General features: G+C 60.4%; 12 protein-coding genes. 4 read left to right on the forward strand and 8 right to left on the reverse strand.

The features are described from left to right. Positions 1-2: 2 nt before the first annotated feature. Positions 3-2,660: an aminopeptidase N gene (gene pepN, locus PspR84_RS12440; RefSeq protein WP_160057473.1), complete on the forward strand. Its 2,658-nt coding sequence runs from the start codon at positions 3-5 to the stop codon at positions 2,658-2,660. A 251-nt stretch (positions 2,661-2,911) separates the two neighbouring features. On the opposite strand, the gene katG is transcribed toward pepN, so the two are convergent. Together katG and PspR84_RS12450 are read right to left on the reverse strand one after the other, a co-directional pair. Further along, positions 2,912-5,182, reverse strand: a complete 2,271-nt coding sequence (katG, locus tag PspR84_RS12445) for a catalase/peroxidase HPI (protein ID WP_160057474.1) — start codon at positions 5,180-5,182, stop codon at positions 2,912-2,914. Positions 5,183-5,333: 151 nt separating this feature from the next. Further along, entirely contained in the window at positions 5,334-7,544 is a 2,211-nt protein-coding gene (locus PspR84_RS12450) for an LTA synthase family protein (protein ID WP_160057475.1), read from the reverse strand. 418 nt (positions 7,545-7,962) lie between these two features. On the opposite strand from PspR84_RS12450, the gene PspR84_RS12455 reads away from it, so the two are divergent. Beyond that, complete coding sequence (locus PspR84_RS12455; RefSeq protein WP_127928543.1) at positions 7,963-8,979, forward strand: ABC transporter substrate-binding protein; 1,017 nt, start codon at positions 7,963-7,965, stop codon at positions 8,977-8,979. Between the two features lie 37 nt (positions 8,980-9,016). On the opposite strand, the gene PspR84_RS12460 is transcribed toward PspR84_RS12455, so the two are convergent. Then, positions 9,017-9,214 (reverse strand): helix-turn-helix transcriptional regulator, encoded by a 198-nt coding sequence (locus PspR84_RS12460; RefSeq protein WP_160057476.1) that lies wholly within the window; start codon positions 9,212-9,214, stop codon positions 9,017-9,019. Next, on the reverse strand, positions 9,211-9,585 hold the full coding sequence (locus PspR84_RS12465) for a hypothetical protein (protein ID WP_102899169.1): 375 nt from the start codon (positions 9,583-9,585) through the stop codon (positions 9,211-9,213). Before PspR84_RS12465 ends, PspR84_RS12460 begins: the two co-directional genes overlap by 4 nt. 234 nt (positions 9,586-9,819) lie before the next feature. On the opposite strand from PspR84_RS12465, the gene PspR84_RS12470 reads away from it, so the two are divergent. Then, positions 9,820-10,320, forward strand: a complete 501-nt coding sequence (locus PspR84_RS12470; protein WP_160057477.1) for a hypothetical protein — start codon at positions 9,820-9,822, stop codon at positions 10,318-10,320. A 78-nt stretch (positions 10,321-10,398) separates the two neighbouring features. Here the strand turns inward: PspR84_RS12470 and PspR84_RS12475 are convergent, their stop codons facing one another. From PspR84_RS12475 to PspR84_RS12490, 4 genes are all read right to left on the reverse strand, one after another. Beyond that, the gene (locus PspR84_RS12475; RefSeq protein ID WP_160057478.1) at positions 10,399-10,878 is read right to left on the reverse strand and encodes a copper chaperone PCu(A)C; all 480 of its coding nucleotides are present in this window, start codon (positions 10,876-10,878) and stop codon (positions 10,399-10,401) included. Further along, a complete protein-coding gene (locus PspR84_RS12480; protein WP_008079652.1) occupies positions 10,878-11,483 on the reverse strand; it encodes an SCO family protein in 606 nt (201 codons plus the stop codon). Before PspR84_RS12480 ends, PspR84_RS12475 begins: the two co-directional genes overlap by 1 nt. Before the next feature lie 156 nt (positions 11,484-11,639). Next, a complete protein-coding gene (locus PspR84_RS12485) occupies positions 11,640-13,034 on the reverse strand; it encodes an efflux transporter outer membrane subunit (RefSeq protein ID WP_160057479.1) in 1,395 nt (464 codons plus the stop codon). Positions 13,035-13,066: 32 nt separating this feature from the next. Then, entirely contained in the window at positions 13,067-13,861 is a 795-nt protein-coding gene (locus PspR84_RS12490; RefSeq protein ID WP_160057480.1) for a helix-turn-helix transcriptional regulator, read from the reverse strand. Positions 13,862-14,347: 486 nt separating this feature from the next. Here PspR84_RS12490 and PspR84_RS12495 point away from each other — a divergent pair, with 486 nt between their 5' ends. Further along, positions 14,348-20,758: a non-ribosomal peptide synthetase gene (locus PspR84_RS12495; protein WP_160057481.1), complete on the forward strand. Its 6,411-nt coding sequence runs from the start codon at positions 14,348-14,350 to the stop codon at positions 20,756-20,758. Positions 20,759-20,780 lie beyond the last annotated feature (22 nt).

Consider the following 20,780-nt stretch of genomic DNA (forward strand, 5'->3'; position numbering starts at 1 on the left):
GCATGCGCACCGAACAACCGAAGATGATTTACCTGAAGGACTATCAGGCGCCCGAGTACCTGATCGACGAAACACACCTGACCTTCGAGTTGTTCGAGGATCACAGCCTGGTGCACGCGCAGTTGGTCATGCGCCGCAACCCGGCACGTGGCCCGGGCCTGCCGCCGCTGGTGCTCGATGGCCAGCAGTTGGAGTTGTTGTCGGTGACGCTGGCTGATAAAGAGCTTGGCGCTGCTGACTATGAATTGTCCGAGAATCATCTGACCCTGCAGCCGACCGCCGAAACCTTCACAGTCGACACCAGCGTCAGGATCCACCCGGAAACCAACACTGCGCTTGAAGGCCTGTACAAGTCCGGCACGATGTTCTGCACCCAGTGCGAGGCTGAAGGTTTCCGCAAGATCACTTACTACCTTGACCGCCCGGACGTGATGAGCAAGTTCACCACCACCGTGGTCGCCGAGCAGCACAGCTATCCGGTATTGCTCTCCAACGGCAACCCGATCGCCTCGGGCCCGGGCGAAGACGGCCGGCACTGGGCGACGTGGGAAGACCCGTTCATGAAACCGGCGTACCTGTTTGCGCTGGTGGCCGGTGATTTGTGGTGCGTTGAAGACAGCTTCACCACCATGACCAACCGCGATGTTGCACTGCGCATTTACGTCGAGCCGGAAAACATCGACAAGTGCCAGCACGCGATGAACAGCCTGAAGAAGTCGATGCGCTGGGACGAAGAGGTTTACGGTCGCGAGTACGATCTGGACATCTTCATGATCGTCGCCGTCAACGACTTCAACATGGGTGCGATGGAGAACAAAGGCCTCAACATCTTCAACTCCAGCGCCGTACTGGCCCGCGCCGAAACCGCGACCGACGCCGCACACCAGCGCGTTGAAGCGATCGTCGCTCACGAATACTTCCACAACTGGTCGGGCAACCGCGTGACCTGCCGCGACTGGTTCCAGCTCTCGCTGAAAGAAGGTTTCACCGTGTTCCGTGATTCCGGCTTCTCCGCCGACATGAACTCGGCCACGGTCAAGCGCATTCAGGACGTCGCCTACCTGCGTACCCACCAGTTCGCCGAAGATGCCGGCCCGATGGCTCACGCTGTGCGCCCGGACAGCTTTATCGAAATCTCCAACTTCTACACCCTGACTGTTTATGAGAAGGGTTCGGAAGTGGTCGGCATGATCCATACCTTGCTCGGCGCTGAAGGTTTCCGTAAGGGCAGCGATCTGTACTTTGAACGTCATGACGGCCAAGCCGTGACGTGCGACGACTTCATCAAGGCGATGGAAGATGCCAACGGCGTCGACCTGACCCAGTTCAAGCGCTGGTACAGCCAGGCCGGCACACCGCGTCTGGCGGTGAGCGAGTCTTACGACGCTGCCGCGAAAACCTACAGCCTGACCTTCCGCCAGAGCTGCCCGGAAACCCCGGACAAAGTTGAAAAACTGCCGTTCGTGATTCCGGTCGAGTTGGGCCTGCTCGACAGCAAGGGCAACGAAATTGCCCTGCGTCTGAGCGGCGAAGCGTCGGCGCAAGGCACCACCCGCGTGATCTCGGTGACCGAAGCCGAGCAGACCTTCACTTTCGTTGACATCGCTGAACAGCCGCTGCCTTCGCTGCTGCGTGGTTTCTCGGCGCCGGTGAAACTGAGCTTCCCGTACAACCGCGATCAGTTGATGTTCCTGATGCAACACGACAGCGACGGCTTCAACCGCTGGGATGCCGGTCAGCAACTGTCAGTGCAAGTGCTGCAAGAGCTGATTGGCCAGCAGCAGAAGGGCGAAAGCCTGAAGCTCGATCCGCGTTTGGTTTCAGCGTTGCGCACGGTGCTGTCGGATGAGTCGCTGGATCAGGCGATGGTCGCGGAAATGCTCTCGCTGCCGGGTGAGGCGTACCTCACTGAAATCAGCGAAGTGGCTGATGTCGATGCCATTCACATCGCCCGTGAGTTCGCTCGTCAGCAACTGGCGGAAGGTTTGTTCGAAGCCCTTTGGCTGCGTTATCAAGCCAATCGTGATCTGTCGAAAAAGACCCCGTATGTGGCCGAGGCCGAGCACTTTGCTCGTCGCGCGCTGCAGAACATTGCGCTGTCGTACCTGATGCTCAGCGGCAAGCCGGAAGTACTGGCGGCGGCGCTGGAGCAATTCGAAAGCGCCGACAACATGACCGAGCGCTTGACGGCGCTGGCGGTGTTGGTCAACTCGCCGTTCGAAGAGCAGAAAGCACTGGCACTGGCCAGTTTCGCCGAGCACTTCAAGGACAATCCTCTGGTCATGGATCAGTGGTTCAGCGTGCAGGCCGGCAGTACTTTGCCAGGCGGTCTGGAGCGCGTGAAAGCGTTGATGCAGCACCCGGCGTTCAACATCAAGAACCCGAACAAGGTGCGTGCACTGGTCGGTGCATTTGCCGGACAGAACCTGATCAACTTCCACGCGGCGGACGGTTCCGGTTATCGCTTCCTCGCGGATCTGGTGATCGAGCTGAACGGCTTTAACCCGCAGATTGCATCGCGGCAACTGGCGCCGCTGACCCGCTGGCGCAAATATGACGATGCGCGTCAGGCCTTGATGAAGGGCGAGCTGGAGCGGATTCGGGCGTCGGGGCAGCTGTCGAGTGATGTGTATGAGGTGGTGAGCAAGAGCCTGGCTTGATGGGCCCCTCACCCTAACCCTCTCCCAGTGGGAGAGGGGACTGACCGAGGTGAATGTTCGAGTTACGCCGACCTGAAAGTCCGGAGTCGAACTCAGGTTTTGAACAGCACGAAGATCGGCTCCCTTTCCCCCTCGCCCCCTTGGGGGAGAGGGCTGGGGTGAGGGGGTAGGATTCAAGCATCACCACAAATCCCAAACCGTACACACAAAAAACGCCGCATTAATAATGCGGCGTTTTTATTGGCTAAAAGTTACTTCAGGTCGAAACGATCCAGGTTGGTGACCTTCGTCCAAGCCGCAACAAAATCCTTAACAAACTGCTCCTTGGCATCCGCACTGGCATACACCTCAGCCAACGCCCTTAGCTGCGCATTGGAACCAAACACCAGATCCACCCGCGTCGCGGTCCACTTCACACTGCCGGTTTTACGGTCGCGCCCCTCGAACTCATCCGCATCCCTTGAAGTCGGCTTCCACTCCACGCCCATGTCCAGCAGGTTGGTGAAGAAGTCGTTGGTCAGCGCTTCAGTTTGCGATGTGAACACACCATGACGGGTCTGCCCGACGTTGGTATTCAACACCCGCAAACCACCCAGCAACACAGTCATTTCCGGTGCGGTGAGCGTCAGCAGTTGAGCCTTGTCGATCAATAACGCTTCGGCCGACACGGTGTATTTGCCTTTGCTGTAGTTGCGGAAACCATCGGCAATCGGCTCAAGGAAGCCAAAGGAGTCGACGTCGGTTTGCTCCTGAGTGGCATCCGTGCGTCCGGGATTAAACGGCACGCTGATCGAGTGCCCGGCGTTTTTCGCCGCTTGCTCGACCCCGGCATTGCCTGCCAGCACGATCAGGTCTGCCAGCGAGACTTTCTTGCCAGCGCCGCCGCCATTGAACTCGCCCTGAATGCCCTCAAGGGTTTGCAGCACTTTGGCCAGTTGCTCAGGCTGGTTGGCCTGCCAGAACTTCTGCGGTGCCAGACGCAGGCGACCACCGTTGGCGCCGCCGCGCTTGTCTGAGCCGCGGAACGTCGAGAGTGCCGCCCAGGCGGTGGAGACCAGTTGCGACACCGACAGGCCTGAGGCGAGTACTTTGCTTTTCAGCGCCGCCGCATCGCTGTCGTCGATCAGCGGATGAGTGACATCCGGAATCGGATCCTGCCACAGCAATTCTTCGCTCGGCAGTTCCGGGCCGAGGTAGCGCGACAGCGGGCCCATGTCGCGGTGGATCAGTTTGTACCAGGCGCGGGCGAAGGCGTCGGCCAATTGATCCGGGTTGGCGAGGAAGCGCCGCGAGATCTGCTCGTAGGCCGGATCGAAACGCAGCGCCAGGTCGGAGGTGAGCATGGTCGGCGAAAGTTTTTTGCTCGGATCATGGGCATGCGGAACGGTGCCGGCACCGGCGCCGTTTTTCGGAATCCACTGGTGCGCACCAGCGGGACTTTTTGTCAGCTCCCACTCGAAACCGAACAGGTTTTCCAGGTAGTTGTTGCTCCACTTTGTCGGTGTGGTGGTCCAGGTCACTTCGAGGCCGCTGGTGATGGTATCGCCACCCTTGCCGGTGCCGAACGCGTTGCGCCAGCCGAGGCCCTGTTCTTCGAGGCCGGCCGCTTCCGGTTCCGGCCCGACGTTATCGGCAGGGCCGGCACCGTGGGTTTTCCCGAAGGCGTGGCCGCCGGCGATCAACGCGACGGTTTCTTCATCGTTCATGGCCATGCGGCCAAAGGTTTCGCGGATATCGTGGGCCGACGCGACCGGGTCCGGATTGCCTTCCGGACCTTCGGGGTTTACGTAAATCAGGCCCATTTGCACCGCAGCGAGCGGGTTTTCCAGATTGCGTTCGCCCTGATCGGTGCGGCTTTCCTCTTTACCGTGTAAATCCGGCTCGGCGACCAGCGTGCCGTCTCCGGGCTCCTGCATGGCGGACTTGTCTTTGCCATAGCGGCTGTCGCCACCCAGCCATTCGTGTTCCGAACCCCAGTAGACGTCTTCGTCCGGCTCCCACACATCGGGGCGGCCACCGGAGAAACCGAAGGTTTTGAAACCCATGGATTCCAGCGCGACGTTACCGGTCAGAACGATCAGGTCGGCCCAGGAAATATTGCGTCCGTATTTTTGCTTGATCGGCCACAGCAGGCGGCGGGCCTTGTCGAGGCTGACGTTGTCCGGCCAACTGTTCAGTGGCGCAAAACGTTGCTGGCCGGAGCCGGCGCCACCACGGCCATCGGCGGTGCGATAGGTGCCGGCGCTGTGCCAGGCCATGCGGATGAAGAGGGGGCCGTAGTGGCCGAAGTCGGCCGGCCACCAGTCCTGGGAGTCGGTCATCAGCGCATTGAGATCTTGTTTCAGGGCTTGAAAGTCGAGGCTTTTGAAGGCTTTGGCGTAGTCGAAATCCTTGCCCAGTGGGTCGGACTTTGGCGAATGCTGACTGAGGATTTTCAGGTTGAGTTGATTCGGCCACCAGTCACGGTTCGTCGTACCACCACCGGCGGCGTGGTTGAACGGGCATTTCGATTCGTTTGCCATGTTCGGGTCCTTATCAGGTCTGCTACGGCCGGCTCGTGCCGACTTCGGACTAGTAAGGCTAGACCCGACTTGGAGAGTCAGCTAATAGGCCGACTATTGGACATTGATAGTCAGAACCTTTTACTGCGCGCTCGCCCGTATAGAACCTTGGTCAGGTGGATTGGGCGGTGTCGTCCTCCGGCACGTCGTCGAGAATATCCTCTTGCCCCGGCAATTCAGTAATCACACTGAAGTCCGTCACCTCAACCGCACCCAACCCATACCCCAGCAAATGGAAAGAAAACGCTTTGCGCTCTTGCGGGTTGTCGAAGCTGAAATTCATTTGCAGTGGCTGGTCGGCGGTTGCCACCATCTCCTGTGGCAAACCGATCTGTACGTCCTGTTCAAACTCCTTGGCCTTGAGCTGAATGTACGCAGCCTGCTGCGGGTCGACTGAACGTACGGTCAGGCGCACGCGGGTGTGCGAGCCTTTGGGCATTTCCAGGTACTGCGCGCCGATCAGATTGTCGGCCCAGTCATCCTTGATCTGCGCCTGCAGCGGGATGACGTTGGTGCTGCCGAACTGATAGCGATGATTGAGCGGCGTACGCAGCAGTGACAGGTCCAGCGCATTGGCGCGGGCGGCGATCTGCCGGGCCGGGTGGCCGCTGTAGTTGCCTTTGTATGTGGCACTTTCGGCGATGAAGCCGGCGCTTTCGTAATAGCGGCAACGGCGTGGCATGTCGCACTCGGAGAAGATCCCCTGACCGTTGTGATAACGCAGCTTGCCGTTGGTGAACGACATGATTTCGCGGCCGCTGTCGTAGTCGCGAAACAGCGAACGACCGCTCAGCGCGGAGGGCACCGGCAAGTCGAAGTAGTCGAGGATCGAGGTGCTCAGATCGACGTGGCCATACACGCCTTTATTCAGCCGCGGCAGCTGTTCTTGCTCCGGCGCCAAGGTCAGATTGAAGCCCCATGAAGAGGCCAGGCGCACGCCGTCGATGCCGTGGGATTCGTCGGAAGTGATCACCACCAGCGTGTCTTTCAGAACGCCCTGATGTTCGAGGCCGCTGAGGAACTGTTCCAGCGCATCGTCGAGATAACCGACGGCGGCTTGTTTCGGCGTTTCGTAGCGCTCCAGATATTCCTCAGGCGCGGAGTAGGGCTGATGGGTGCCGACGGTCAGCAACGTCAGCATCCACGGCTTTTTCTGCTTTTTCAGTTGGCCGACATAGTCCAGCGCGCCTTCGAAAAATGCCTTGTCATCCTTGCCCCACGGGAATTCCAGATAGTTGCTGTTGCTGAACCACTCCAGACCGTGGGTCGCATCAAAACCGATGTGCGGCATGATCTTGTCTTTGGCCATGAAACGCAGGCCGGCACCTTGCAGATAGTGCGTGCTGAAGCCGTGCTCCCGCAGTTGCGCCGGCAGGCAGGCCTGATTGCGTTCGTTGAGGGTGAGCATTTCCACGCCTTTGGGCGTGCCGTTGTTGAGTTTGTCGTAGTCACCGCAAAGCATCGCGTACAGACCGCGAATGGTCTGGTGGGTATGCAGCACGTAATCCGGGGTGTTCATGCCGCGCTCGGCCCAGCGGCTGAGGTTGGGCATCAGGTCTTCCTGATAGTGGCTGCCGATGGCCTCGCGGTTGGCGCGGATGTAGGCGCCGGGAATGCCTTCGAGGGCGATGATCAGTACGTTGCGCGCCTGACCTGGTACGGCCAGCAGTTTCTGCCCGTTGAGGTCGACGTCGGTGAGTCCGGCCATGGCCGGCGCGGGTTCTTCGACATCGCCATCGAGCCATTCCTCGGCCCGGATCTGCAGATCGGCCACTTCGGTCGCCAGCAACTGGTGCGGCAGATTGTACTGGCGCCACGGATCCGCTTCGCTTGGCCACAGGTTTTGCGCGCCCCAGTGCGCGGCGAACAGCGCCAGCGGCGCGCCCCAGACCGCGCGGGGCAGGGCTGGACGCTGCATGCCACGGCCGGCAAATTGAGTCAGCAGCCAAAACAGCAGGGCGAGCAGCAAGGTGATGCCCAATGCCGGATGCGCCAGCCCGCCGCCGGTGGAGTTCTCGACGAACTGCGGATCGATCAGGTAATGAATATCCGAAGGTGTCGGCAGACGCCCGACCGCGCTGACCAGCTCAGCCGTCGCCACCGCCAGCAATCCCCAGAACACCAATACCGGCAAGGCCAGCCACCACGCCCGGCGATGCAGCAACACCACCAACAGGCTGCCAATGGCCAGGTCCGACACATAGCCCAGCGGTGTTGACCAGCCCAGTGCTGCACGCAGGCACACCGGCACAATCAACACGAGAAAAATCAGCGAAAAGAGGCGGGCATACGGCTGCCGCAACCGGTTAAAAAGAGCGCTCACAAAAAAGACCTTCCAGCCATTAAATCGTCATAAAAGTGTGCGCGATGATACCAAGGGTGGGCTGTCTGATCGCCCTTTTAAACGCACAGCTGATGCGCTGGTGCGCGAGCTTTCGAAGGTGATGTCGCGTCTGCAGCCCTGACCGGCCCTCGCGTGGCACGGCAATCGACGATATTGAGGCTGGTGGATTTATTGTTTCAGGCTGTTTAACCCTTCGAGCCGCCACCGAATTCCAATGTAGGAGCTGCGGGACGCTGCGATCTTTTGATCTTGTTATCGAAACCCGGAATCAAAAGATTGCAGCCTCATTCCGCTCAACAACCCGTGCTATCGATATGCGATAAAGATATTTAATTTCTATTTTTTATAGCGATAAAGTCAGGCCTTTCAGCAAACCACCCCATGCTGCGAGGTTGTCATGGCCACACCGTTCAAACGTTCCGCACTGACTCTGCTGGCCGCTTCTCTGGCCGCGAGTGCGTTGTTCAGCACCGGCGCTCAGGCCGAAGGCAAGATCAGCATCGCCCAGCAATTCGGCATCGGTTACCTGATTCTCGATGTGGTGCGCGATCAGAACCTCATCGAAAAACACGGCAAGGAGCAGGGCCTCGATATCAAGGTCGACTGGAACAGCATTTCCGGCGCTACAGCAATGAACGAGGCGCTGCTGACTGGTTCGCTCGATGTGGTTTCGGCGGGCGTGCCGCCGATGCTCACCGTGTGGGATCGCACCAAAGGCAAACAGAACGTCAAAGCCATCGCCGCACTGGGTTCGATGCCCAACTATTTGTTGACCAATAACCCGAACATCAAGACGCTCAAGGACTTCACCGACAAGGACCGAATTGCTGTGCCGGCCGCCGGTGTCGGCTTCCAGTCGCGTACTTTGCAGATCGAAACCGCCAAGGAGTTCGGTGACGCGCAGTACAAGAAATTCGATGACATCTCAGTCAGCCTGCCGCACCCCGATGCGACCGCCGCGCTGATCGCCGGCGGCTCGGAAATCAACTCGCACTTCTCCAGTCCGCCGTTCCAGTACCAGGCCCTGCAGAATCCCAACGTGCACAAAGTGTTGAGTTCCTACGACGTGCTTGGCGGGCAGGCGACGTTCAACGTGCTGTACACCACGGAAAAATTCCACGACGAAAACCCGAAAACCTACAAGGCGTTCTACGACGCTTTGGCCGAGGCCGAGAAGATTATCAAGGCTGATAAGCCGGCAGCGGCTCAGGCGTACATTCGTGTCGAGCAGTCGAAATTGCCGCTGGCCCTGGTCGAGCAAATCGTCAAAGACCCGGAAATCGATTTCACCGTGGTGCCGCAGCGCACCTTTATCTACGCCGAGAAATTGCAGGAACTGGGCGTGCTGAAGAACAAGGCCGACAGCTGGAAGGATTACTTCTTTGAAGAGGCGCATGGCGGCGCGGGGAGTTGATACAACAGGGGGCAACGTGTGTTGCCCCTTTTTTCATTCAAGGTTCGCCATCATCAAAAATGCTTTCAATCGGCATCTCGAACGCCCGGGCAATCTGAAAAGCCAATGGCAGACTCGGGTCGTAGCGTTCGTTTTCAATCGCGTTGATGGTCTGACGCGACACGCTCAGGCGTTCAGCCAGATCGACTTGCGACCACTTGCGCTCGGCGCGCAATTCCTTAAGGCGGTTTTTCATTGGTAGCGGCGTCGCGCAATTTGCAGGCCGACAATCCACATCAGCCCCATCACCGGCCACACACACGTCCACGGAATGTGCGGAGCGCCGACGTTTTCCAGAAAACCGTAGCTGAAGGTCAACAGTGCCGAGGCGGCGAAGGCGAAGCCCAGCGCTTCGAACTGGATGCGCAGATGCATTTCGTCCATGCGCCGCATGTTGCGCACAATGGCCCAGCACATCAGTCCCGCCGGAATGATCGGCGTCAGTGCGACGGCCGAGCGCAGCACGATGGGGGCGTCCATCAGGTATTGCGAGGCAATCAATGAGGCTGTCAGGACCAGCATGTAGATGATTAATGCTGCGCCCAATTCGAGGTAGTACCGGTTCATTCTTCACTTCCTATGTAAAAGACCCTTTACATGGTCGCTGAAGATTTATTCGATGTAAAGCACACTTTCCATCATGGCTGGTAGCCTAGAACAGACTCATGCCGGAGGATTTTCGCCTAGGTCAGTAGCTTAAAAGCACGCCTTCTGGACAGCGTAATAACCACTCAGTAGCATTCGAGCCCAACGGATTATCCCTTCGCACGTCGTCCGACGTGGAACGCTCAAGGAATCGACATGCGCGACACCCGCATTGACCAAAAACGAACGGTCGTGACCCAGGTCAACGGCGAGATTCACTATGAAACCCAGATCAGTTTCAGCTCCACGTCGCTCGTCGATGGCGACATTCGGGGGCATCGTGCTGAAGGCAATCAGCTAGACATTCCGGTGGCCGGGGCGGACTTCGCTTGGCGCATTGATCTGGATGGCGTGCATAGAGTGCCGGTGACGCAGCAGGCAGCGGTTGAACCGGTTGAACCGTTGCCTGCTGATGACAGCTTGAAGCTGTTCACCTCGAAAAACGTGTGGATCACCCTCGGGCTGTGGTTCTTCGTCAGTTCGGTGTTCGGTTGGCTGGGGATTGTGGCGGCAGGCGGATATCTCGGTTACCAGTGGCGTGAGGTGGAAAAGCGCAAGGGACAGTTGGCCAAGGCGCCCGTAGAGAAAGCCGTGACCCGTTCCGGCTCGGGGATGTCACGGGAAAGCGTGCGCAAGGCATTGGCCCGCAAGCGTTAATTCGGCACACATCAAAAACAAAAAAAGGGGCGGCCTGATCATCGATCGGGCCGCCCCTTTTTTACTGCCGCTCAGTGATCAATGCATCTTGCTGTGATCGTGACCTTCCATGTTGGTCAGCGCACGAACCGGTGCCTTAACTTCGATGGTTTCTTTCTCGCCCTTGGCGTTTTCCACGGTCAGGGTCAGCGGCACTGTTTCGCCTTCCTTAAGCTGACCGGTCAGGCCCATCAGCATCACGTGGTAGCCGTTCGGATCAAGCTTGACGGCTTTGCCGGCCGGCAGCTCGACGAACTTTACCGGGCCCATGCTCATGACGTCGTTCTTCATGGTCATTTCGTGGATCTGCACATCTTTGGCCACCGGCGTCGCGACGCTGAGCAACTTGCTGTCGCTGTCGGCGGTGAGGGTCATGAACGCGCCGCTGGCGGTCTGGGTTGGCACGGTGGCACGCACCCAGGCGTCGTCGACTTTGGTCTGCGCGGAGACCTGGAACGCCAGGCCCAGCAGAGACAGACCGATAACAGCGCGTTTGAGGTGGTTCAGAACAGGTTGCATCAGCAAACCTCCATAACAGTAAGCAAATCTTCCGTGCATTGTTCTGCCGAAAGCGAGGTGGACAGACCCAGGCGCAAGCCGCCATTGGAGTCGTAAACGTAACTGGTGGCGGTGTGCGAGATGGTGTACGTGTCGCCGGCCGGGACTTTCTCGTAGAACACGTCGAATTCCTTGGCCGTGGCCGCGGTTTCCTCAAGCGTGCCGTACAGCGCAACGAAGGTCGGGTCGAAGGCTTTCATGTAGGCGTCGAGGATTTCCGGGGTGTCGCGCTCGGGATCGAGGCTGATGAAGATCACCTGCAAGCGATCGCCATCGGCGCCCATCAGTTTCTTGATTTTTGCTGCGCGGGCGAGGGTGGTCGGGCAGACCGCCGGGCACTGGGTGAAACCGAAGAAGACCATCGGCATCATGCCGCGAAAGCTCGACAGCGTCATGGTTTCGCCGTCGGTGTTCTTCAGTTTGAAGGTGCGCCCCATGATCTTGTTACTCAGATCCTTGCCGTACTTGTACGACAGTTGGCCGCGGGTGTCGCAGCCGGCGAGCAGGCCTAGCCCGAGCACGCCCATTCCCGCAAGCACCTTGCGGCGAGTCAACAAAGCCGTCATCTAATACCGCCTTTTGCAGCCCGTCAGTCAGCAGGACTGGCGGGGGGTTAACCGTAAAAGCGGCGCATGATACCAAACTGAGGGCAGAGGCCGGCCACGGATCGCCGCACGGCACAGGATCGAGCGACAAAAGGTGTAAGAAAAAGTGACGATGGCTCACTGCATTCGCGACTCGTCAGCGCTCCAGCCACCGCCCAGCGCGGTGTACAGATTGACCTCGGCGACCAGTTGCGCAAGGCGATCGGTGATCAGACCCTGCTGCGAACTGAACAACGAACGCTGCGCATCGAGGAACGTCAGGCTGCTGTCGACGCCATTCTGATAACGGTTCTGCGCCAGGTTGTAATAGGTCTGCGTGGCCGCGACCAGATCGCGCTGCGCCTGCAATTGCTGCTGATACGTACTGCGCGCGGCGAGGCCGTCGGCGACCTCCTGAAACGCGGTCTGAATCGATTTTTCGTATTCGGCCACTGCGACGTCTTTCTGCAACTTCGAATAATCGAGACTCGCGCGCAGGCTGCCGGCATTGAAGATCGGCAGGCTGATCTGCGGTTGAAAGCTCCACGCGCCCGAGCCACCGCCGAACAATCCGGACAGGTCACGACTGGAGGTGCCGGCATTCGCCGTCAGGCTGACACTGGGAAAAAACGCCGCCCGCGCTGCGCCAATATTGGCGTTGGCGGCCTTGAGTTTGTATTCAGCCTGGAGAATGTCCGGACGGCGCTGCAACAGGTCCGAAGGCAGTCCGGCCGGCAGTTGTTGCACCAGATCGCTGGCCAGCGGACGGGCGGGCAGGGCGTCCGGCACCGGTGCGCCGACCAGCAAGGTCAAGCTGTTCAAGTCTTGGGCGACCTGACGCTGGTAGCGCGCCAGATTGGCCCGGGAACTGTCGACGCTGGTCCGCGCCTGCGCCTGTTCCAGCGCCGACGATTTGCCGGCCTCGCGATTGCGCGTGGTCAGGTGCAGGCTCTGCTCATCGGCGGCAAGGGTGTCGCGGGTCAGTTCCAGCAGTTCCTGATCGGCGCGCCAGGTCAGGTAAGCGTTGGCGACGCTGGCCACCAGACTCAGCTCGGCACTGCGCCGCGCTTCTTCAGTCGAGAGCCAGGTCTGCAAGGCCTCCTCGCTGAGGCTGCGCACGCGCCCGAAGAAATCCAGTTCATAGGCGCTGATGCCGAGGTTGGCCGAGTACGTCGAGTTGATCAGCGCTTTGCCCTGGGTCACGCTCGGCGGCATCCGCTGGCGCAACTCGTTGGCGTTGGCCGACACCGCCGGGAACAGGTCGGCGCGCTGAATGCGGTATTGCGCCTGAAAGGCTTCGACGTTAAGAGCCGCTACGCGCAGGTCGCGGTTGTTGACCAAGGCGCTTTCAATCAGCTGTTGCAGCGCCGGGTCGGTGAACAGTGTGCGCCAGTCTTCGCCGTTCCTGGCCGCTTGCGTTGCTGTCGGATATTGCGCGGCGGTGGGGGATGCGGGGCGCTGATACTCGGGAATCAATGAACAACCGCCCATCAGCACCGCGATGGACAGCAGGGAAAGTCGCAACGTCAACATCGAACTGCCTCATGCATATAAGAGCGTTGTGCTCAGGCCCCGGCCATCCATTTCGCCAGACCATGGCGGCCACTGACGCCGAGTTTGGCGGTGGCACGTTTCAGGTACGTCTCGATCGAGCTGTTTTTCACCCGCAGTTTTTCCGCCATTTGCGGCACGGTACCGCCGGTCAACAGGCCGAGGCAGACTTCTTTCTCGCGCACCGACAGGGCGATGTCGCTCAATGCCAGGCGCTCATCGAACACCTGTGCCAGCGGCGCCTGATCCAGTTCGGCCAACGGTTGGCGCGGTTGCCGGGCGAGGATTTGCCGACTGATCTGCGCGTGACGTTCGATCAGCGGCAGCAGGGTATCGGACAGGCTTTTGAGAAACGACAGCTCCGGCAGGGAAAACACCCGTTGGGTATGCGGTCGGTAAAACGAAATCACGCAACGGCGGTTGGACGTACGCGAAACCAGATTGCATTGATGGGCGCTGTGCTGCGGATGGCGAGGCTGGAGCGAGGCTTTCAGTTGAATCAGCAACGAGTCGTTCATCTCGATCATCTTCTGCAACAGCGGATGATCGTCGGGACTCTCCAGCAGATCGGGCGGCGCACACGTCTGTGCCGGACCGGCGCTGCCCAATGGCTTGATCTCGACCACGCTGGCCTGTCGCTCATCCAGCGTCCACTCACTGAGATCCACCCGGTTGACCGGCACCAGTGTGTCGACCAACTGGAACATGTTCGTGGCGAAGTGATCATCGCCGGTACTGGCAATCAGTTCACCGAGTTGCCAGTAGAAATGCGGGTTTTCGGTGTTGCGAATAGTGCCGGTCAGATTCATATCCTTCATCCCTGGTTCAGAGCCATCACTGAATCGTCTGCCGTCTCTGTAAAAGCCGCCCACGCAGTCATTTCTCCTTGAACATGATCTGGAGCGGGATTTAAGCCTATGGATTTGTCCTACGTCTGTAGGGGAAAACAGGGACACAAAGTGCCACTATTTCTGAATCTTGGCGCCGGGGTTCTGACGCCGATGAACCCAGGTGTACCGGCATGAGTGACTGTTCAGTCACGCTCAAGCCCCGGAAAACCTGGCGAAGGGGAGTTCTGATCGGCAGCGCTCGGGCAAATGGCGGCGCTGCTATGTGGTTTTTTTCCTACAAGCTTTTCAGTATTTCCTCTCCGAGCTTTTCGACAGTGCCTACGATAAACACGCCCGTAACGTCAGACAGGCGTGTTCGAGCCTCGCGGTTGTCCGGGTTTCAGGTGTCATGTCAGCCTCGGGGCCGATGCTTGAATACCGGCAAAATCACATGAGAAGGATCTTATGCAGCCTACTTCTGCCAACGTGGCGGACGATCTGTCCGTGCCTGTCGAGACATTCGCGCTGACTGCCGCTCAACGGGATATCTGGCTGGACCAACTGAGCCGTGGAGATTCGCCGCTGTATAACATTGGCGGTTATGTGGAGCTGACCGGGCCGCTGGATCCGGCATTGCTGCAATCGGCGCTTGAGTGTCTGGTGGAAGCGAATGATGCCTTGCGCATTGTTCTGCGATCGGAAGTTGGTCACGACGGGCTGCCGTTGCAAGGGTTTGCCCAGGCGTTGCCGGTGGCCATGCCGCTGCATGACTTCAGTGGACACCCCGATCCGCAGTCGGCGGCCCGCACGCTGGTCGAAGAGCAGATGGCGCATGCCTTCGTGTTGCACGGGCAAGCGTTGTTCCGCTTCACTCTGATTCGCCTCGATCGCGATCGCCACTGGTTGGCAGCGCAGGCCCACCACTTGATTATCGATGGCTGGGCTTTCGCTCTGCTGTTCAAGTCGCTGGGCGACATCTACAGCGCGTTGTGCCTTGGCGAGCGCCCGAGTGGGGCGGCACCGTCCTACGTCGGCTTTATCGAAGATGACGCGCGCTACCACCAGTCACCCCGTTATGAGCGAGATCAACGCTACTGGCTGGACAAGTACCGCCGCTTGCCCGAACCCTTGTTGACTGCCCGCCATCGCGAATCCCTCGACGTTGAAGCCGCCCCCAGTCGCATCCACGTCGAGGCTTTTCCAACCGTGCTGCACGAGCGCATGAAGGACTGCGCGCGGCAATTGGGTGGCTCGGCCTTTCACGTGTTGCTGGCGGCGCTGCACGTGTATTTCAGTCGCACCGCGCAACGTGACGAGTGGGTGGTCGGGTTGCCGATTCTCAATCGCTCCGGTGCCCGCTTCAAAAGCACTCTAGGGTTATTCACCCAGGTCAGTGCAATGCGTATGGAGTTTGGCCGGGCACTGTCATTTGGTGAATTGATCAAGGCGATCGGCGCTGGCCTGAAGCAGGATTTCCGCCATCAACGCTACCCGCTGAGCGAGATGAACCGCGCGCTGGGCCTGTTGCGTGAAGACCGTGCGCAACTGTTCGAACTGTCGGTGTCGTACGAACAGGACGACCATGACTACCGTTACGGTGAGGCGTCGGGACACTCGGTCAAGGTCTCCAACCAGTACGAGGCGACACCGCTGGCCCTTCACCTGCGCAGCAACCGTTACACCGATAAGGCCTGGTTGCATCTGGTGTACTCGCCGGCCTGTTTCACGGCAGACGAGATCGCGTCGTTGACCGAACACTTGTTGTTGATACTGGAGCAAGGCCTGGAATGCCCTGCGCTGGCAATCGCCGATTTCAACCTCAATAGCCCGGCAGAGCTGGCCCTGCTCGATGAGTGGAACGACACCCGAGTCAGTTATCCGCAGGGCCAGCTGATTCAACGGCGATTTGAATCCCGAGTGACCGAACAACCGGACGCTGTGGTCGCGACTTGTCAGGGGCGGACGCTGAGCTACGCCGAACTGAACCGGCAAGCCAACGCGTTGGCCCATCATCTGCTGGGCCTCGGTGTACGGCCGGATGACCGGGTAGCGATCGTTGCCCGCAGAGGCCTCGATACATTGGTCGGGTTGCTGGCGATTCTCAAGGCTGGCGCCGCTTATGTGCCGATTGACCCGGCGCATCCGCCCGAGCGCCTGAGCTATTTGCTCAGTGACAGCGCTCCGGTGGCGTTGCTGAGCCAAAGCGATCTGCGTGAGCGTTTGCCCGCCACAGCGCTGCCGGTGATCGAGCTCGATCGGCGCGAATGGTCGCTCGATAACATGGTCGATCCTGACGTGCCGGGGTTGACCACGAAAAACCTCGCTTATGTAATTTACACCTCCGGCTCAACCGGATTGCCCAAAGGTGTGATGGTCGAGCACCGCACACTCGGCAATCTGGTCGACTGGCACTGCGAGGCATTCGGGCTCGGCATCGGACAGCACGCTTCGAGCCTCGCCGGCTTCGGTTTCGACGCGATGGCGTGGGAGGTCTGGCCGGCGTTGTGTGCCGGGGCGACATTGCACTTGTCGCCCGCAAGCGAAGGCAACGAAGACATCGACGCGCTGCTCGACTGGTGGCGTGCGCAGCCGTTGGATGTCAGCTTTTTGCCAACGCCGATTGCCGAATATGCCTTCAGCAAACAACTGGGTCACCCGACCTTGCGCACCTTGCTGATCGGCGGTGATCGTCTGCGCCAGTTCAACCGTGCGCAGGGTTTTGCGGTGGTCAACAATTACGGGCCGACCGAGGCCACTGTGGTCGCCACCTCGGGGCTGATCATGTCCGGGCAGGCGTTGCACATCGGCAAACCAGTGAGCAATGCCACGGCGTATTTGCTCGATGATCAGCAGCGCCCGCTGCCGATCGGCATCATCGGCGAGCTGTATGTCGGCGGCGCCGGGGTGGCCCGGGGCTATCTGAATCGCCCGGGGCTGACCGCCGAACGCTTTCTCGACGACCCGTTCAGTGCACAGCCGGATGCGCGCATGTATCGCACCGGCGATCTCGCCCGCTGGCGCGCCGACGGCAATCTTGAGTACATCGGTCGCAACGATGGCCAGGTGAAAGTCCGTGGCGTGCGTGTCGAACTGGGCGAAATCGAAGCGGCACTCGCCAGCCATGACGCGGTGCAGGAAGCCGTGGCGTTGGTGCGTGACGGCCAGCTATTGGCGTGGTTCACCGAACGTGAAACGCTGGACATCCTGCAACTGCACGCGCACCTGACATCGCGCTTGCCAGCAGCGATGCTGCCGGCCGCCTATATCCGTCTGGCGACGTTGCCGCTGACGGCCAACGGCAAGCTCGATCGCCAGGCCTTGCCGGCGCCGGGGCCGGAAGCGCTGATCCGGCGGCAATACGAGGCGCCCCAAGGTGACGTAGAAATCGCTTTGGCACAGATCTGGGCCGAGGTCTTGCAAGTCGAACGGGTAGGGCGTCACGACCACTTCTTTGAGCTGGGCGGCCACTCTTTGCTCGCCGTCGGCCTGATCGAACGCATGCGCCAGATTGGCATGAGCAGCGATGTTCGCGTGTTGTTCAGCCAACCGACACTGGCCGCATTGGCAGCAGCGGAGGGCAGCGGCCGCGAAGTCGAGGTGCCGGCCAACCGCATTGCGCCCGATTGCACGCACATCACGCCGGATCTGCTGCCGCTGGTGCAACTGGATCAGCCGATGATCGAGCGCATTGTCGCGACGGTGCCGGGTGGTGCCGCCAATGTGCAGGACATCTACCCCTTGGCGCCGTTGCAGGAAGGCATTCTCTATCACCACATCACCGCCGCGCAGGGCGATCCGTACCTGCTGCAATCGCTGCTGGCGTTCGACAGCCTCGAACGGGTCGAGGCCTTCGCCGCTGCGTTGCGTCAGGTCATGGCGCGGCACGATATCCTGCGTACGGCGGTGGTTTGGGAAGGGTTGACGTCGCCAGTGCAAGTGGTGTGGCGCGAGGCCATTTTGCCGGTGGAGGAAGTCGAACTCGACCCTGTTGGCGGCGCGATCATCGATCAGTTGCACGAGCGTTTCGATGCACGGCGTTATCGCCTCGACGTCAGTCAGGCGCCGCTACTGCGCCTGATGTATGCCCGTGATCCCGCGCACAACCGGGTGGTCGGCATCTTGCTGTTCCATCATTTGGCGATGGATCACATTGCGCTGGAGGCGATGCGCGAAGAAATCCACGCCTGCCTGTCCGGGAGCGCTGAACCGCTGGCGCCGCCGGTGCCATACCGCAACTATGTGGCGCAGACGCGACTGGGTGTCAGTGAACAGGAGCATGAAGCGTTTTTCCGCCAGATGCTCGCCGACATCGACGAGCCGACCTTGCCGTTCGCTTTGCAGAACGTACAGGGTGACGGCAGCAACATCGAAGAAGCCGAGCAAACCCTGGCGAGCGATCTCTATCAGCGCATGCAGCAGCAGGCACGTCTGGCGGGCGTCAGCGTCGCCAGCCTGATCCACCTCGCCTGGGCGCAAGTGTTGGCGACGACATCCGGCCAGCAAAGCGTGGTGTTCGGCACAGTGTTGATGGGGCGCATGCAGGGCGGCGAGGGTGCCGACCGGGCGCTGGGGGTGTTCATCAACACCTTGCCGCTGCGGGTCGACGTCGGTGAAGGCGCGCGCGCGGCGGTGAAGTCCACCCATGCACGGCTGACCGCTTTGCTCGCCCATGAACATGCCTCTTTGGCGCTGGCCCAGCGTTGCAGTGGCGTTGCCGCGCCAGCGCCGCTGTTCAGTGCCTTGCTCAACTACCGGCACAGCGATGATGTCGAGCAAAAGACTTCCCGGCAAACCTGGCAGGGCATCGAGACCCTGGCCAACGAGGAACGCACCAATTACCCGTTTGCCCTGAGTGTCGATGATCTCGGCACGGGCTTGCGTCTGACCACCCGAACCCTGTCGAGCATTGGTGCGCAGCGCATTTGCAGTTATGTGCAGTCGGCGCTGAATGGCTTGGTCGCGGCGCTGGAGACCACGCCGCAGCGGGCGCTGGATAGCTTGCCGTTGTTACCACAGGAAGAACTGCAACGGCTGCTGATCGAGTTCAACGATACGGCGGTCGACTGCCCGATGGACCAGCCACTTCAGGCGCTGTTTGAACAACAGGTGCAGCGCAAACCGAATGCCATCGCCGTGCAATTCGCCGAGCAACGCCTGAGCTATCGCGAGCTGAATGAGCAGGCCAACCGCTTGGCCCATCATCTGCGCGGGCTCGGCGTACAACCGGATTCGCGAGTCGCGATCTGCGTCGAGCGTGGGCCTGAGTTGGTGATCGGTCTGCTGGGCATTCTCAAGGCTGGCGGTGCTTATGTGCCGCTCGATCCGGATTATCCGCTGCAACGCCTGAACTACATGTTGCAGGACAGCGCACCGGTCGCGTTGCTGGTGCATGCCGCAACGCGCGATCTGCTCGGCGAGCCCGGCGTGCCGCTGATCGATCTCGACCTCGGTGCCTGGCAGGAGCAGCCGCACGATAATCCGCAGGTTCCGGGTCTCGGCGCGGCGAATCTGGCCTACATGATCTACACCTCCGGCTCCACCGGCACGCCGAAGGGCGTGATGATCGAACAGCGCAGCGCTTGCAACATGGTGCACTGGGGCTCGCAGTTGTCGCCGCCGACTGAACACGGCGCGTTGCTGCAAAAGGCTCCGTACAGTTTCGACAGTTCGGTGTGGGAGATCTTCTGGCCGCTGTGCTCGGGCATGCGCCTGGTCTTGGCGCGGGCCGACGGCAACCGTGATTCGGCGTATGTCACGCAAGTGATCCGCGAACAGAATATTACCGTGGTCAAATTCGTGCCGGCGCTGTTGCAGCAGTTCATCGAACAAGACGACGTCAGCCAGTGCACCAGCCTCACCGATGTGCTCAACGGTGGCGGCGAGTTGACCGTCGCCCTGGCCCGGCAAGTGCGCGAGCGCCTGCCGTGGGTGCGTCTGCACAACGTCTATGGGCCGACCGAAACCACGGTCGACAGCAGCGGCTGGACCCTGGAGCCCGGCGAGCCGCTGCCGCCGACACTGGTGCCAATCGGCAAGGCGCTGAGCAACACGCGGCTGTATGTCCTCGATGCCTGCGATCAGCCAGTGCCGCTTGGCGTCAGCGGGCATTTGCACATTGGTGGAGTGGGCGTGGCGCGCGGCTATCTGGGCCTGCCGCAATTGCAGGCCGAGCGCTTTATCGATAGTCCGTTCGTGGCCGGTGATCGCTTGTATCGCACCGGTGATCTGGTGCGTTACGGCGCCGATGGCAACCTCGAATTCCTCGGTCGCAACGACTTTCAGGTCAAGCTGCGCGGGGTGCGCCTTGAGCTGGGCGAGATTGAAGCGCGCCTGCTTGAACATCCGGCGATCCGTGAGGCAGTGGTGCTGGTGCGCGATGAGCGGCTGGTGGCTTATTACACCCTGCGTACCGAGCTGGCTGCGCCGACGCTTGAAGCATTGCGAGCGCATGTATTGGCGCAGTTGCCGGAGTTCATGGTGCCCGGTGCCTATGTGATGCTGGCGGTGCTGCCCCTGACGCCCAACGACAAAATCGACCGCAAGGCATTACCGGAGCCGGGGGCGGAGGCACTGCTCAGCCGTCCTTACGAGGCACCCGAAGGTGACGTGGAAAGTGCTTTGGCGCAGATCTGGGCGCAGGTGCTCAACGTCGAGCAGGTGGGGCGTCACGACAACTTCTTCGAACTGGGCGGGCATTCGCTATTGGCGGTCAGTCTGGTCGCGCGCATGCGTCTGGCCGGCCTGCATGTCGACGCGCGCACGCTGTTCAGTCAGCCGACACTGGCCGCGCTGGCGGCACAGACCTCGCGGCAGGCCAGGCAGGTCGAGATCGCCCCGACCACCATCCCCAACCTCAACCGCAAACGCCGCCTCTAACGGCGCACACAAACCCTGTAGG

The organism is Pseudomonas sp. R84, from assembly GCF_009834515.1.
GTDB lineage: Bacteria > Pseudomonadota > Gammaproteobacteria > Pseudomonadales > Pseudomonadaceae > Aquipseudomonas.

What these genes read in the sequence shown, in the direction of transcription:
- pepN (WP_160057473.1), top strand. Translation starts at nt 3, where the DNA reads ATGCGCACCGAACAACCGAAGATGATTTACCTGAAGGACTATCAGGCG.
- katG (WP_160057474.1), bottom strand. Translation starts at nt 5,182, where the DNA reads ATGGCAAACGAATCGAAATGCCCGTTCAACCACGCCGCCGGTGGTGGT.
- PspR84_RS12455 (WP_127928543.1), top strand. Translation starts at nt 7,963, where the DNA reads ATGGCCACACCGTTCAAACGTTCCGCACTGACTCTGCTGGCCGCTTCT.
- PspR84_RS12460 (WP_160057476.1), bottom strand. Translation starts at nt 9,214, where the DNA reads ATGAAAAACCGCCTTAAGGAATTGCGCGCCGAGCGCAAGTGGTCGCAA.
- PspR84_RS12465 (WP_102899169.1), bottom strand. Translation starts at nt 9,585, where the DNA reads ATGAACCGGTACTACCTCGAATTGGGCGCAGCATTAATCATCTACATG.
- PspR84_RS12470 (WP_160057477.1), top strand. Translation starts at nt 9,820, where the DNA reads ATGCGCGACACCCGCATTGACCAAAAACGAACGGTCGTGACCCAGGTC.
- PspR84_RS12475 (WP_160057478.1), bottom strand. Translation starts at nt 10,878, where the DNA reads ATGCAACCTGTTCTGAACCACCTCAAACGCGCTGTTATCGGTCTGTCT.
- PspR84_RS12480 (WP_008079652.1), bottom strand. Translation starts at nt 11,483, where the DNA reads ATGACGGCTTTGTTGACTCGCCGCAAGGTGCTTGCGGGAATGGGCGTG.
- PspR84_RS12485 (WP_160057479.1), bottom strand. Translation starts at nt 13,034, where the DNA reads ATGTTGACGTTGCGACTTTCCCTGCTGTCCATCGCGGTGCTGATGGGC.
- PspR84_RS12490 (WP_160057480.1), bottom strand. Translation starts at nt 13,861, where the DNA reads ATGAATCTGACCGGCACTATTCGCAACACCGAAAACCCGCATTTCTAC.
- PspR84_RS12495 (WP_160057481.1), top strand. Translation starts at nt 14,348, where the DNA reads ATGCAGCCTACTTCTGCCAACGTGGCGGACGATCTGTCCGTGCCTGTC.